This window comes from Imperialibacter sp. EC-SDR9 (assembly GCF_902498805.1).
Classification (GTDB): Bacteria; Bacteroidota; Bacteroidia; order Cytophagales; family Cyclobacteriaceae; genus Imperialibacter.
Genome location: NZ_LR701637.1, coordinates 395,067 through 410,554, shown reverse-complemented (window position 1 = coordinate 410,554; position 15,488 = coordinate 395,067). Strand labels below are relative to the sequence as shown.

At 46.4% G+C, this 15,488-nt stretch carries 9 protein-coding genes; 4 read left to right on the top strand and 5 right to left on the bottom strand.

The window, feature by feature from the left end; translation table 11 throughout:
- Window positions 1–9: 9 nt before the first annotated feature.
- Window positions 10–156 carry a hypothetical protein gene (locus GC130_RS28770; protein ID WP_193218036.1) on the bottom strand — a complete coding sequence of 49 codons (147 nt, stop codon included), beginning with the start codon at window positions 154–156 and terminating at the stop codon, window positions 10–12.
- A 435-nt stretch (window positions 157–591) separates the two neighbouring features.
- Between GC130_RS28770 and GC130_RS27125 the strand changes: the two genes are divergently transcribed.
- Entirely contained in the window at window positions 592–3,813 is a 3,222-nt protein-coding gene (locus GC130_RS27125; RefSeq protein ID WP_152001508.1) for a CHAT domain-containing protein, read from the top strand.
- A 53-nt stretch (window positions 3,814–3,866) separates the two neighbouring features.
- On the opposite strand, the gene GC130_RS27120 is transcribed toward GC130_RS27125, so the two are convergent.
- Entirely contained in the window at window positions 3,867–5,522 is a 1,656-nt protein-coding gene (locus tag GC130_RS27120) for an amidase (RefSeq protein WP_152001507.1), read from the bottom strand.
- 136 nt (window positions 5,523–5,658) lie between these two features.
- Here GC130_RS27120 and GC130_RS27115 point away from each other — a divergent pair, with 136 nt between their 5' ends.
- Both GC130_RS27115 and GC130_RS27110 read left to right on the top strand, forming a co-directional pair.
- Entirely contained in the window at window positions 5,659–6,087 is a 429-nt protein-coding gene (locus tag GC130_RS27115; protein WP_152001506.1) for an Rrf2 family transcriptional regulator, read from the top strand.
- A 79-nt stretch (window positions 6,088–6,166) separates the two neighbouring features.
- Entirely contained in the window at window positions 6,167–7,960 is a 1,794-nt protein-coding gene (locus GC130_RS27110; protein WP_152001505.1) for an SLC13 family permease, read from the top strand.
- 4 nt (window positions 7,961–7,964) lie between these two features.
- On the opposite strand, the gene GC130_RS27105 is transcribed toward GC130_RS27110, so the two are convergent.
- The 3 genes from GC130_RS27105 to GC130_RS27095 form a co-directional block, all read right to left on the bottom strand.
- On the bottom strand, window positions 7,965–10,325 hold the full coding sequence (locus GC130_RS27105; RefSeq protein ID WP_152001504.1) for a prolyl oligopeptidase family serine peptidase: 2,361 nt from the start codon (window positions 10,323–10,325) through the stop codon (window positions 7,965–7,967).
- 187 nt (window positions 10,326–10,512) lie between these two features.
- Window positions 10,513–11,475 carry a hypothetical protein gene (locus tag GC130_RS27100; protein ID WP_152001503.1) on the bottom strand — a complete coding sequence of 321 codons (963 nt, stop codon included), beginning with the start codon at window positions 11,473–11,475 and terminating at the stop codon, window positions 10,513–10,515.
- Between the two features lie 175 nt (window positions 11,476–11,650).
- On the bottom strand, window positions 11,651–12,214 hold the full coding sequence (locus tag GC130_RS27095) for a DUF4251 domain-containing protein (protein ID WP_152001502.1): 564 nt from the start codon (window positions 12,212–12,214) through the stop codon (window positions 11,651–11,653).
- Window positions 12,215–12,632: 418 nt separating this feature from the next.
- On the opposite strand from GC130_RS27095, the gene polA reads away from it, so the two are divergent.
- Window positions 12,633–15,422, top strand: a complete 2,790-nt coding sequence (gene polA, locus GC130_RS27090) for a DNA polymerase I (RefSeq protein ID WP_226940624.1) — start codon at window positions 12,633–12,635, stop codon at window positions 15,420–15,422.
- Window positions 15,423–15,488: the final 66 nt, after the last annotated feature.

Below are 15,488 nucleotides of genomic sequence, written 5' to 3'. Positions count from 1 at the left end.
AGCAAAAATTTAGTTAGTATGGGTAGTGGCATCATGGGTGGTAGAAAAACGAAGGTGAACCATATTTTCAGACATGCAAATGGCTCTCACCTGATCGACAGAAAAGGCTGCTGAGCAAAGACCGGTGAAAAAGAAGATATAAGATTGCAAGCTCATATCAGTATTTTGATACGAGGACAAAGAGATTTCAACGGTGACATAGCACGCCCAAAAACAAAAATTATAAGTGTAGGAAATGTCGACGTCAGCCTACTTTCGGTATGAAAAATGGGCAAAAAACGTCTTTATAACAAGGCAGCTGGCAACATCGAATAGTTCGAACGACACAATAGCAGTGGAAGTCCTATTACGCTTCGTTCATAAACATAATGTCAAAATTTAACTTAAGCTAAACAGATGTGTATAATTCTAGTAAAATATTTTTAACGGTTCCGTCGGCTGTGTTAGACCAAACAACAAATTCATCCATCGGAAGCTTAGAATTACATTTTAACACAGAGGAATTAGAGAAATACAATTTCTTTCTGGGATTATTATATTTCTATGTTGTAACTTGTTCAGTTAAAGCAATCAACCTAAATCTGTCGGTTCATGAAGACCCCCATTTTGTTTTTTATTAAAAGCTTGCTGATTTTTTTTCTGGGATTATCATTTCTACCTGCGTCAGCCCAGTATAAGTTTGACAGTAAGCCATTCAAAAAAAGCTTTGAGAAGGCAAAGAAAGCTTATGACGATTACGACTATGCCACTATTCTTGACCTCGAAGCTGATCTTCTGAAATTTTCCGAGCCTAAAAAAGATACTCTCACGGCCTTTGTTTACTCTATGCTGGGTGAGTCATACGATGTGGAGGGCGACCCCATGAAGGCCTATGCTTACTACAAAAAGGAATATGCGCTACGACAATCTATTCAGGATAAATCAGAATACAATTATGGGGGGTTGTTGTTCAACCTGGCTTTCTATGCCATGGGGCTTGGCGACTACCAGGAGTCGGAAAGGCTGTTTTTAGAGCTGGCAGAGGAAGACAAAAAGACCTACGGTAATAAAAGCGAGGAATACGCAAGGACTGTGAAAAACCTCGCTGACCTCTACAAGAGCATGGGGCGCTACAAAGACAGCGAAACCACGCTCAGAAAATTAATGAGAGAAATTGATCGTGACAATCCCAATTATCCTTCGATCGTCACTAACCTCGCCATTTTATACACGGCAACGGGAGAGTATTCGAAATCGGAGAGGACTTTCGAGCAAGCGCTGGAGTTGCTGGAAAATAGTGTTGGAAGCGCCTCGCTTGATTATGTTGTTGCATTAAGTAGCTTAAGTTATCTCTATCAGTCGGCAGGCCGCTATTCAGAAGCTGAAGAAACGCTTACAACGGCCAACTCAATTCTAAACAGGCTTCAGGGAGAAAACGAGCAGGTAAAAAGTCTTATTTATAACTATACAGGTACCGTTAAATTCAGGATGGGGCTTTACGACGATGCCGTAGATTACTTCACGCAAGCGCTAAAAATAGATTCAACACTGTATGGGACGGAGTCTCCTTTGTATGCCTATTCCCTCGACGCCCTTGGGTCTGTTTATAACTATATGGGCAATCATGCTCAGTCTATTGAAGCGTATGAAGAAGCGTCACGCATCATTGGTGACGCCATGGGTACTGAAAGCTTCGACTACTCCTACACCCAAGCCAACCTGGCACTTGCGTATATCAACGACGGCCAGCTGGAAAAAGCTCTCAGCACAATGACCGAAGTGCTGGCCACTGATAAAGCCGTGTTAGGAGAAGGTCACCCAGACTACGCCAATAGTGTACACAACATGGGTAATCTTCAGTTCAAACGAGAAAACTATAGCGAGGCCGATAAGTATTACAGCGAATCTTTAAGAATAAGGAAGAGAGCTTTGGGTACCACTCACCCAAAATACGCAGAAACGACGAATAAGCTAGCCATCCTCAAGTGGGCTCAAAAAGACTCAAAAGGTGCCGAAGCCTTCTACAAAGAGACGTTTGACAACTTCTTCACCCAGATCAACGGCTATTTCCCCATCCTTAGCGAAGACGAAAAAGCTACGTTCTACTATACCAAGTTAAGAACTGCCTTTGAAGAGTTTAATTCTTTTGCCATTGACAGGTTCAAAGACAACCCAGCCCTTATTGGCGATATGTACAATATTCAGCTGGCTACGAAGGGATTAATTCTGTATGCCACCAACAAAGTGCGTGAAAGCATCCTTAACAGCGGTGACACTGTCGTCATCAACAAATACCAGGATTGGATAAGCCAAAAGGAAAAGATTGCCAAATTATACTCTTCCAATGATGAGGAGCTAGACATCAGAAATCGAAAAATTGACTCCCTGTCCAGCATTGCTAACGCCCTGGAAAGGGAATTAAGTACAGCTTCGGCTGCCTTCTCCAATACCTTTGTGAAAAAAGACTACACCTGGCAAAATGTACGAGACAAGCTTAAACCTGGAGAAGCGGCCGTAGAAATTATCCGTTTTAGAGAATTCAAGCCTGACTCAAGCGGCATTTTCACTGACAATATATACTATGCGGCGTTAGTTGTTCGCAACGACACAAAGGACAACCCTGATTTGGTAATCATAAGAAACGGCAACCAAATGGAAGACCGCTACCTGGCCAACTATAGAAACGCCATTCGCTACAAAATTGAAGAAGACTTTTCATACGGGCTATTTTGGAAGCCCATCGCTAACAAACTAGAAGGCGTCAAAAAGGTGTATTTGTCTCCTGATGGAGCCTTTAATCAAATCAGCATCTACACCTTGCGAAACCCTGACACTGGCAATTACACTCTCGACGAAATAGAGATTCAAGTAGTAACCAACACCAAAGACCTGGTGGAGGAAAGAAAAGTCTCAGCCTTTCAAACTAAGGACGGCAAAGCGGTGCTCATAGGGTACCCCAACTACAACAAAGGTGCCTTCGAAGACATCAAAGCTGAAGAAGCCATTGCTTCCAGCGTCGTTGCGGATGCCGCTGAAGGCGGTGCAGATAGTAGGGGTGTGCGGGGAACCAGAGGCACACGTGGAACACGGGGGTCGAGAGGCACAGATGGCGAAGAAGCTGTTAGCCGTGGATTAACAAGGGGGGCTTCCAGGGGGCTTCCAAGAGGAATCAGAGGAAACCTTAACCGTTATATAAACAGCGACGACCTATTGGCCCTTCTTCCCGGAACAAAAGTGGAGGTGGAAAAAATTAATGCACTCTATACATCAAGTAAAACATCATCGGAAATTGTGATTGGTGACAATGCCATTGAGACGTCGCTCAAAGATGTCCGCTATCCTCGCACCTTGCACGTAGCCACACACGGCTTCTTTCTTGAAGACCCAAAGCCGGAGGAGGCCATTGACACTAAGTATATTGAGAATCCACTTCTTAAGTCAGGACTCGTGTTTGCGGGGGCCAATAGTTTTCTGGCAACCGGCGAAATGACAGAAGATGACGGGATTCTGACCGCCTACGAAGCGATGAACCTCAACCTTGATGGTACTGAGTTGGTGGTGCTGTCTGCGTGCGAAACGGGGTTGGGCGAGGTGCAAAATGGAGAAGGCGTCTACGGGCTTCAAAGGGCGTTCAGAGTGGCCGGTGCCAAAAGCATGATCATGTCGATGTGGACGGTGGATGACGACGCCACGCAAGAGCTCATGACTCACTTTTATGAAAATTGGCTAAAGACAGGAGATAAACATGCCTCCTTTATTAATGCGCAAAAGTCGTTGAAGGAAAAATATCCAGAGCCTTATTTCTGGGGAGCATTTATAATGGTCGGCGAATAAGAAATATTCCTTATCCGAAATTGCGAACCCTTCTGTCTGCGGCAGATGGGTTTTTATTTGAACATAGGCGGATGCTGAAGGTGAAAATCCGTCAACCCCTGAATTTCTGACCCAAAGGCAACCAGCTTGTCCTCCTCAAATAAATGACCAACCAGGGTAAGGCTTGTCGGTCTCTTCTTGTCATCGAAGCCAGTTGGAAAAGCCAACGCCGGGTGCCCGGTAAGATTTGTTATCAGCAACTGGCGACTGAATGTGGGCGAAATTAAAATGTCAATTCCCGCAAGTGTCTCATCCATCTTATCCATCAACACCTGCCTGTGCCTATTCGCCTGAAGGTATTCCACGGCTGGTATAAACCTTGATTGTCTCAGTGAGTTAGCTCTGGAGCCGCCCGTCTGCTCTACCATTTTATCAACATCATGGCTTCTCACGAGGTCGTCGAAAAAAGCCCCTGCCTCGGCTCTGAGAATCACGTCAAAAGCGCTGTAGGGAATTGAATCCTCCGCAGGCAATTCAATCTCATGCATTTCATAACCTGCTTCCATTAGTCTATCGAGTATGGCAATGGCGTTTTTTCCAAGCTCCGTGCTGTCGTTTTTCATCATGCCCTTTAAGTAGCCCACTCGTAGCGATTTGGCCGAGAGCGCCGCTGGGTGTAAAAGCTGGACGTCGTCGACTGTAAGATCGAGGTTGTCAGGTCCCATAATGGCCTCTAACACTAAGGCGCAGTCCATGGCCGTTTTTGCAATTGGCCCAGGCTTGTCCATGCTCCAGCTCAGGCTCATGCAACCGTATCGGCTCACCCTTCCAAAAGTGGGCCGCAGGCCAGTCACACCACAGCGGGACGACGGGCTGACGATAGAGCCAAGTGTTTCCGTGCCGATACCAAATGGCACAAGCCCCGCAGCCACGGCTGATCCCACTCCAGCCGAGGAGCCGCTGGCTCCCTGGGTGGTATCCCAGGGACTTTTCGTTTGCCCGCCAAACCAAACGTCGCCACGGGCAAGAGCGCCTGATGTGAGCTTTGCCGCCAGCACAGCCCCAGCCTCCTCAAGCTTTGTTACGACGGTAGCATTGTAATCCAGTACCTGATGCTCGTACGGCTTTGAACCCCAGGTGGTGGGGTAACCCTGCACCGCAAACAAATCCTTGATGCCGTAGGGTATACCATGCAACGGGCCCCGGTATTTACCTTCCTCAAGCTCTTCATCCATTTTTCGAGCCTGGGCCAAAGCAAGCTCCTCGGTTACGGTTATCACTGCCAGCAATGTCGGGTCGTATTGCTTAATCCTATCGAGAAACAACTGAGTCAGCTCAACTGAAGAAACCTTTTTTGCTTTGATTAGCGCGGCCAGTTGCTCGACACTTAAAAAAGCCAGCTCTTCATTAGAAACTGCGTTTGGGTTGGTTTCTACAGACCAATCAATTTTTTTGTGCTGTTCTTTCGAGCCCTCCTGATAATTGGTGGTAAAAAGGAGTGGCGGCACAACTGTCTCGGGCAACCGAAGGTTTCTCATCGCTTCATAACCCGTCAGGTTCCTTTCCAGATAGCTGAACATAGTGTCGACATCGCCCTTGCTAAGTTGCAAGCCGATAAGTTTTTGTGCCGAGCCTATGTCCTTCCTGGAAAACGGGTGCTTCGAAGCGACAAAAAATCCGCTTCCAAAACTCAAAACCAGCAGCAGCAGCAAAACGATTCTTCTCTTCATGGAATATTTTTTGAGAAGCTATAGAAGTATCTCAACGGCACCAACAAATTTTTTAGGAATGGAATCCCACACACCATTTTCTTCGGGTTCTATTTATATAGTTATATTTGTCACGCTCTCAACTCAGTCGCTGTTAATGATTTCAAAAAAAACCAAGTATGCACTCAATGCGCTGGTTCACCTGGCCAAAAAATTCGAGCAAGGGCCGGTGCTAATTAGTTATATCTCCGAGCAGGAAAACATCCCTCAAAAGTTTCTTGAGGCTATTCTTCTTGATCTGAAAAATGCAGGCATACTAGCCAGTAAAAAGGGCAAAGGCGGTGGGTACTACCTCATTAAACCCCCCGAAGAAGTGAATGTGGCTGATGTTATGCGTTTGCTTGACGGCCCTATTGCGCTACTTCCCTGCGTCACTTACAAATATTATGAACGCTGCGAGGAGTGTAAAGACGAAGAAACTTGTGGTATCAGAGATGTATTTATGGCTGTTAGAAATGAGACCGTTCAGATACTGAAGCAAAACACCCTGGCTTCCATCATCGGAAAGGAATCGGTTCAAAAGTGATTTTTTTTCTTTACCCAAAAGTCTACTAATTTGGTATAGTTTATAGATTTTATAATATTTGCCCGCTTATTCGGAAAATATGGGGCTAGATGCATGGTTGGTATTGGGCGTGATAGTAGTGGCAGTGCTGCTATTCGTCACGGAATTCTTCTCAATCGACGTTGTTGCGCTACTCATATTGTCTTCACTGGTTCTTCTGGGTATTATCAGCCCTGAGGAAGGTGTAGCCGGCTTTGCCAATCCCGCCACCATTACCGTGGCTTTCATGTTTGTTCTCAGTGCCGCTCTGCTGAAGACAGGTGCGCTTCAGCTAATGACGCCCAAGCTTGCCGGCCTGTTCAAATCGAATTACCTTTTTGGGATGATCAGCCTCGTGCTCTTTGTCGGGTTCACTTCGGCTTTTGTCAACAATACGCCAGTAGTGGCGGTATTTATCCCCGTTGCCGTGCAGATCGCCCACACCAGCAATATAAGTCCCTCCAAGCTGCTCATTCCAATCTCCTTCGCTTCCATCTTTGGTGGCGTTTGCTCCCTAATAGGTACGTCTACCAATATTGTCGTATCAGGTGTGGCGATGAAAAACGGACTGCCCGAGTTTGGTATGTTCGAAATGTCTCCCCTTGGTCTGATCTTTCTTGTGATTGGCACGTTGTATATCGCTTTCATTGGGATAAAACTTCTTCCCGACCGATCGGTGGCCGAAGGATTCAAAAGCAGTGTTTCTTTCCGGGACTTCCTTACAGAAATTGAGTTAAAAGAAGATGGGGCCTTCACAGGTCAGCGCATCATGGATAGCCCGATTGTCAAGGAACTGGAAATGGATATCCTAGAAGTTCGACGTAATGGACAAAAATATGGGCTGCCTCCCGGCGATATGGTGCTGCTCTCCGGCGACGTACTGAAAGTTCGGTGCAATGTTGAAAAGATCAAAGGGCTCAAAGACCTGGTAAAAATTCAATCGCAATCTGCTGTAAGTATTGGTGAAGAAGCCCTCAACAACCAGGGTATGACACTGGTAGAGCTGGTCATTACTTCTCAATCTAGTTTTGAGGGAAAAACTCTTAGGGAAATCGACTTTCGGCGAAGCTACCGTGCTGTTCCCCTGGCGATTCGCCATCGTGAAGAGGTGCTCCACGAACACTTGCATGAGGTAGCGTTAAAGGCTGGAGACGTTATCCTTGCAGAAATAAAAACCCACCACCTGACTGAGCTCAAAAAACAAGAGACTCATCACGAAAGCCCCTTCCTTATTCTTTCAGAAGAGGGTGTGATGGACTTTAAAAAGAAACGGTTCCTTTTTGTGCTGACAATTATTGGCGCCATTGTGTTTCTGGCAGCTTTTAATCTCGTTAATATAATGATTGGAGCGATTGCGGGCACCGCCATACTTGTGGTCTCTAAATCGATCACGATGAAGGAGGTGTACCAGGCCATTGAATGGAAAGTGGTCTTTCTGCTGGCTGGAGCCCTAAGCCTTGGAGTGGCCATGCAAAAAAGTGGCCTCGCTGCCATCATTGCTGGCTCGCTCATTGATTCGCTGGGAGAATTTGGGCCAATTGCCATCGTGTCGGGTCTTTATCTGGTTACCGCACTGCTAACGGAAATGATGTCCAACAATGCCACCGCAGCACTTTTAGCACCTATTGCCATCGTAACGGCGCAGTCGCTTGACCTGAGCCCCACGCCTTTCTTAATGGCCGTCACCTTTGCTGCATCGGCCAGCTTCATGACTCCGGTGGGCTACCAAACCAATACCATGGTGTACAGTGCAGGTGGCTACAAGTTTACCGACTACTTTAAGGTAGGCTGGCCACTTTCCCTGGTGTTCTGGATAGTAGCCAGCATCCTGATCCCCATTATTTTTCCCTTCTGAAAAACTACTTTTTCAGGTTTTTCTCAAATAGCTCGAAAATTCTTCGATACTCATCGGCCCAGCTGGAAGCCTCCACAAAGCCGTGATTCTCCACCGGATACAACGCCATTTCCCAATCCTTTTTGCCTAACTCAATCAACCTTTGCGACAGTCGAACGACATCCTGAAAGTGAACGTTGGTGTCGACCATGCCATGGGCAATGAGCAAAGGCTTTTTCAGGTTTTCTGCATAATAAATCGGCGACGACTTGCGATAGGCAATGCTATCCAGCACAGGTGTGTTCAGGATATTAGACGTATAGCCGTGGTTATAATGAGCCCAGTCGGTAACAGACCGCAGGCCGGCACCAGCCGCAAAAACATCGGGCTCGGTAAATAATGCCATCAGCGTAATAAAGCCTCCATAGGAACCGCCATAAACGCCAATCTTGTCCTTGCTCACGCTGTGTTTCTCTACCAGGAACTTGGCTCCATCCACATTGTCGGACAAGTCCCAACCCCCCATAAACCGATAGATGGCAGTTCGCCAGTCACGGCCGTAGCCTGCGCTTGCTCTGTAGTCGATGTCCAGTACTGTGTAGCCATTGTCTACCAGGAAGTTGTGGAACATGTACTCACGGTAATAGCTGCTCCACCATTTGTGCGCATTCTGCAGGTAGCCAGCTCCGTGCACAAAAACAACCGCCGGGCCGTTCGGTGTGGGATTAGCCGGTTTATAAAGCCTCGCCGGCACTTCAGTACCATCCCTGGCTGTGAAAGTAGTGAACTCGGGTGTTCTCCAGCTATAAGCATCAAATTCGGGCGTAGTTGAAGAGGTAATTTTCTTCATCGCTGCCCCCGGTTTGTTCGGCATCAGGAACAACTCCCAGGGCTTGTTGGCTGTTGAATACAAAATGGCCAGGTTCCTCTCGTCCGGCGACAACGTGACATCGTTGCTTCCGACCTGTGATGTAATTTTCACGGCCTTACCTCCCTCCAACGGCAATTTGTAAAAGTGCCTTTGTCCGAAGTCTCCCTCATTGCTGCTGAAATACCACGACTTCTTGTCTTTGGATAAGCTTACATCGTACACCTCATATTCTCCAGCCGTTAAAGCCTTTTTGCTTTTGCTATCTACATCCAGTACGTACAAATGTGAGAACCCAGTTTCTTCCGACTGAAACCAAATCCTTTTGTTGTCAGGCAACCAGCCAATGTCACCAGGAGAATACATTGACCAACCCACGCCGGGGCCGCCTACCCAGGCCTCATCCCTTTGCCTATCCAATAATGTATTCGATCCGTCCTCAGGGTTCAACAGGGTGATCCACCTGTCTTTGTTGTCGACCGAGCGATACACCATAATGGCCTTCGACCCGTCATCAGACCAGAAAGGGCCAAAGCTGAACACTTCTCTCTCGAAAGCCTTCATCGTATCAAGCTTTGGATAGTCGGCGTAAAAATCGGGCTTGTCTTTGATCCCCGGTAAATCATTGGTTTTCACCTGCATCACCTTTCCTGTGGCAGGCGTAAACATCCAAACTTCCCTTTTCGATAACTCGGAGCCCACTTTTGTTCTCGTATTGATTGGTTCCGTGTAGCCTGATTCAGCTACAAACTCAGGCACCATGGTATTGTGCGTATTGTCCGCCGATTTAAAGAGCACATAAGAAATGATTTTACCATCGGGACTCATTTGAATACCCGACACACTTTTGCCCTCAAGGTAAATTTCCTTTGGTCTGCCTGGTTGATCTGCCTTTCGGATTTCCTTTTCCAGTTCATCTTCCTCATGGCGCTGCTTCACAATCTGCGAAAGCCCCAGCTGATCATTTTTTAGCCATTCATCTTGTTCCGATAGTTTTTTGGGCTTCTTTACAGAGCCCTCTTTAAAGTTGGTAAGTTGGGTGACAACGCCCGTTGAAATGTCCCAGGAGAGCAGGTTGTTATCGAAGGTAAAATGGATGGTCTTTTCATCCGGGCCAAAATAAGCATCCGACTCCCTGCCTGCTGTATTAGTCACCTGAGTAGTTGCTCCACTCTTCAGATCCAGAACAAATATGTCCCCACCTTTTTCGTACAGCTTTTTGGTCATTTCCTTATTGTACGTGCCTCGTCTGGTCGGAAGAGCCCGTCTCTCCGAGGGAGACACCTTCAGTGGGGCGCCGGAGCCTACAACAAACTTATAAAGTGAATCGCTCGGATTCTTGTCAGGATTCCAGTCGAAGTAGATTGTCTTACCGTCTTCTGACCACCATGGGCTGGACGGCCAGTAGCCCGTGAAATCTTGCCCCTGCATAATCTGGGGAATGGAAAGGGAAGACTGGGCGGTGGCTGCGGAAAATGAAAGAGCAAGCAAAAGGACAACAATGTAGATTGGTCTCATGGGGTCAATATTATTTTGACCAATTTTCACCTTATTCAAAACTTTTGAAAGCAGCCTTACACAAAAGGCGCAGCCCGGGCAAAATACAGCAAAGTCGGCTGGCATGCAGTCGACTTTGTAGCCTTCAGAATAAACTTAACGTAAATGCTGAATCGGTTGGTTTGGGTTAACCAACAATCCTCAGGTATTAGATGCCGCCTACGAACGTTCCACTTCGTCCGTCAGAATCGGTCCATGAGCCAGCGATATCCCCACCTTCGATGGTGCCAGTGACAGTCACCACATCTCCGTCGCCCTGGTTGATGCCCAGATAAATGTCGCCATCCTCGTTGGCAAAGCCATTAATCGCCGATGAATCATCGCTGCCATTATAAATGCCCATTGCCTTGCCGCCTGCAATATTCAAAGTCCAGGTACCAATTACGACACCGCCGCCTTGTGCCGTTCCTTTATAGTCATTGTCAAAAGCGCCAGTGGCAATAGCACCAAGGGCTGTACCCGTTTCTTGTGTTGTATCGAACCAAATTACCGTGACGTTGCCATCCGCAATACTGCCCTGCGCAGTCAGCACAGTTCCTGTGGCAAAGGCAGAGCCGATTGATAATTTTCCCTCGCTATCAACATATCCAGATATCAGGCCGTTGCCGTCTCCTCCACTGTAAGCGCCTGTTGCCTTTCCCTTGCTGATAGTCAGCGACCAGGAAGCGGAATACATATCGTCAGAAAAAGCAATCCCGTTGTAGCTGCCGTCAAAGCTTGTCACCTCTATTGCTCCGGAAAGTTCCCCAAACTCCACATCGGAGTTTGCCCAGGTTCCCGATACTGCACCGTCCTCTTTAATAGTGATGACCGTCTCTGTGGTAGATCCGTCGTCGTAAGTGATGTTTACTTCAAGCTTGCCACCTTCGTAAACCGTTCCTGTGTAAGTTGTACTTCCCGTGATATAATCGAAAGAGCCGCTGGCCTGCCCCGTGTTGACCAGCATAGTCCAGGTGCCAATTTGAACCCCTTGCATCGAAAAAATCCCATTATAACTTCCATCAAACTCCAGGGACGCTGAAGGTTCCTCATCTTTGTCGCCACAGCTGACGATAGAAACAATAATCGTCAGGGAAACTGCCAGTTGGACAGTGGTAATAAGTTTTCTCATAATAGCTCAGGTTAGAAATAATATTGCTAAAGCTCACCAATGATAACCGAAATCCTCAAAAAACTACTGATGCTGTTTCGACCTCATTCAGCATCTAAGATACTCCTAAATTTTCAATAAAATAAAAAGGCCCGCTGCTAAGCAACGGGCCTTTCTGCCTGTGGTTTTGCAAGTGCTACATGGGGACACTCATACCTTTGTATTTAAACGACTCGCCATGGCGCTCCACATCTCCCGAAAAGGCAAGACTTCTTCCCCAGGGCCCATAAAATCGAGCCACAGCGTTTTCCTTGCCCCGAATGGTTATAAATATGGTGCCGTTACCATAGCCAACGGAGCTCGTTTGAATGGTGACGAATAAGTTGTTGCCGTTTTTACTCTCGTTGACCTTATAGTCTAGTATTCGACCAACAAAAGTGACGCCACCAATGCCGTTATAGCCTATGCCATAGGGAGAAGCCGTTTGCATAATAACTCTGTCTCCCTCAATGGATACAAAATTATTGGCCGTGGCCATATACTGTCGGCTTTGTCTGTCAAGGAGGAAATCGGCGTCTATAAGGAACGACCGCTCTTTCACTACTTCCTTGAGCTCAGTCATTTCCTGATCCCTCTCTAACTGTTTAAGTTCTTTTCTATCTGCTTTGGAAAGTTTCTCATTGTCATCAGCCGTTTGGCTATAAGCCGGTACTACTAAGATCAACAATCCAAGCACCGCTAAATTCTTCAACTTCTTCATAGCTTCTAATTGTTTAGTACAACCTTATAACAATCAAAAGCGATGCCACTCGTACCTTTTTAGCAATTTTTAACATTTGTGGGAGGAATCACATGCACCACCCGTTCTTTGCAGTTCGCCACAAAGGCGAACCACAAAGATTGATGGTGATCAAAAAACGAGAATCAGTCTCAGCGGAGGTAATAGCTAACAACAGAAGCATTACGCCCAGCTGACGGTTTAGACTCAAATGAGGTTAAAAAGCAAACCATCCCTACAACCAGTCCCAATAAAATCAAAAAATATCTTCGTTTTCTCATAACACCATCAATGACACAATTGGAAATAAAAGGTTGGTGCTATCTTAAAAAAAATTTTAGGCGGAGCTAAGCTGCATACTTTCTCGAATGGAAACTCCATTTTTTCTACCTTTACCATTATGAGCAAACCCGAGAAAAAACTTTTCCTGCTTGACGCAATGGCCCTTATCTACAGGGCTCATTTTGCCTTTAGCAAAAACCCAAGAATAAACTCAAAAGGCATGAGTACGGGAGCGATTCTTGGCTTCACTAATTCACTATTAGAAATCTTAAACAAGGAAAAACCAACCCACATTGCAATCTGTTTTGATACACCAGCTCCAACTTTCAGGCATGTGCAGTATGACGCATACAAAGCCAATAGAGAGGCTCAACCTGAAGACATACAGATTGCCATTCCTTGGGTGAAAAAAATGGCCGAGGCCTATAGAATTCCGATACTTGAATTGGATGGTTTTGAAGCAGATGATATCGTTGGGACCTTTGCCACCAAAGCTGGACATCAGGGGTTTGAAGTATTCATGATGACGCCCGATAAGGATTACGCTCAGCTTGTGCAAGAGCATGTTTACCTCTATAAGCCTGCTTTTCTGGGTAATTCGGTGGAAATACTGGGTATTCCAGAAGTGTTGGCCAAATTCGATATCGACAGGGTAGATCAGGTTCGTGACTTGCTCGGTTTACAGGGCGATTCTGTAGATAATATTCCCGGCATTCCGGGGGTGGGCGCCAAAACAGCCTCCAAGCTTTTGAAAGAATTTGGCACAGTAGAAAACCTCATTGCCAACACAGATAAATTGAAAGGAAAGCTTCAAGAGAATGTAATTCAGTTTGCCCAACAGGGTATAATGAGTAAAGAACTTGCCACTATTCACTGCGAGGTACCTATTGAATTCAACGAAGAGCAGCTCCGATACGATGGGCCAGATGAGGAAAAACTAAAAGGTATTTTTAATGAGTTGGAATTCCGAACCCTGGCGAAGCGTATTTTCGGCGAACCTAAAAAGCAAGAAAGCGGATCACAGATGGATTTGTTTGGTACGCCTCCTCCTGTCCCAAGCAATGAAAGCTTTGAAGCCGAACAACCTGCTGAAAAGAAAACGGCTTTCACGGAAGTGCACGACTACCACCTGATCGACACGCCGGAGCTAAGGAAAAGTCTCCTCAAATATCTGCTTTTGCAAAAAGAGGTCTGCTTCGACACCGAAACCACCAATATTGACTCATTTGAGGCGGAGCTAGTGGGCATCTCTTTTGCCTATGTAGTCGGCGAAGCCTACTATATACCCGTGCCGGAAAAGTTTGAGGATGCTAAAAAAATAGCCGAAGAGTTCAGGGAGGTATTTGAAAGCGAAAGCATTACCAAGATTGGGCAGAACATCAAATACGATATGACGGTGCTGAAAAAATATGGCGTTGAAGTAGCAGGGCCGCTGTTCGACACCATGCTGGCTCACTACCTGGTCGATCCCGACACCCGGCATAACATGGATGTGCTCGCTGAAAACTACCTTAACTACAGCCCTATTTCTATCGAAACCCTCATTGGTAAAAAAGGTGTGAAGCAGGGCACCATGAGGGATGCCGATTTGGCAGCCATCAAGGAATATGCCGCTGAAGATGCCGATATCACCTTGCAGTTAAAGGAAAAGCTTGAGCCTGAGGTAGAAAAATACGGCATGAAAAAACTGCTGGACGAAGTAGAGGGTCCGTTGGTAAAAGTGCTGTCATACATGGAGTACGAAGGCGTCAAAATTGATACGGATGCGCTGAGTCAAATGTCGGGAGAGCTGGAGAAGGCCAGTAAAGTTGTAGAAAAAGAAATCTATGAGATTGCCGGCGAAACATTCAACATCGCTTCTCCCAAGCAGCTGGGTGAGATACTTTTTGACAAACTCAAGTTGATCGAAAGCCCTAAAAAGACAAAGACCGGGCAATACGCAACCGGTGAAGACATTCTTTCAAAGCTGGCGAACGAACACCCCATCGCCAACAAGATTCTGGAATTCCGGGAGTATCAAAAGCTGAAGTCGACCTATGTAGATGCCTTGCCGCTGATGATCAGCAAAATAGACGGAAGGGTGCATACCGACTACCGTCAGGCAGTGGCGGCCACAGGGCGACTGAGCTCAAACAACCCTAACTTGCAGAACATCCCGATAAGAACCGAAAAGGGCCGGGAGATAAGGAAGGCCTTTATTCCACGAGAAGCAGGCTACAAAATATTTTCTGCAGATTATTCGCAAATCGAGCTACGCATTATTGCCGCTTTTGCCAAAGATGAAAGTATGATTGAGGCCTTTAAAAACGGCCGGGATATTCACTCAACCACAGCAGCCAAAATCTTCAAAAAGCCACTGGAAGAAGTGGACTCCGACATGAGGCGCATTGCCAAGTCGGCTAACTTTGGTATCATCTACGGCATTTCAGCGTTTGGCCTGGCCGAAAACCTGGGCATTTCACGTACCGAGTCAAAAGAAATTATTGATGCATATTTCACTGAGTTTCCAGCAGTAAAACGCTACATGGATCATATTGTGAACGTGGCACGTGAACAGGAATACGTAACAACCATACTGGGGAGACGTCGCTACCTGAGAGACATCAACTCCCGAAACATCACCATCCGTGGGTTTGCTGAGCGAAACGCCATCAATGCACCTATCCAGGGGAGTGCCGCTGATATTATAAAAATCGCCATGATACGCATACATGACTGGCTTATCAAAGAAAAAATGAAGACTAAAATGATCATGCAAGTGCATGATGAATTGGTTTTCGATGTACATGAAAGTGAGCTGGATGTAGTCAAAGAAAAAGTGGTGCATTTTATGGAAAATGCCATTTCCCTTGAAGTACCTTTGGAGGTCGGCACCGGTGTAGGCAATAACTGGCTGGAGGCACATTAAAACCTAGCAAGGTCGTCCGTAACCGGATAGTTGAAGGCTGGATATCGATCACCTTTTGCAAAGAAT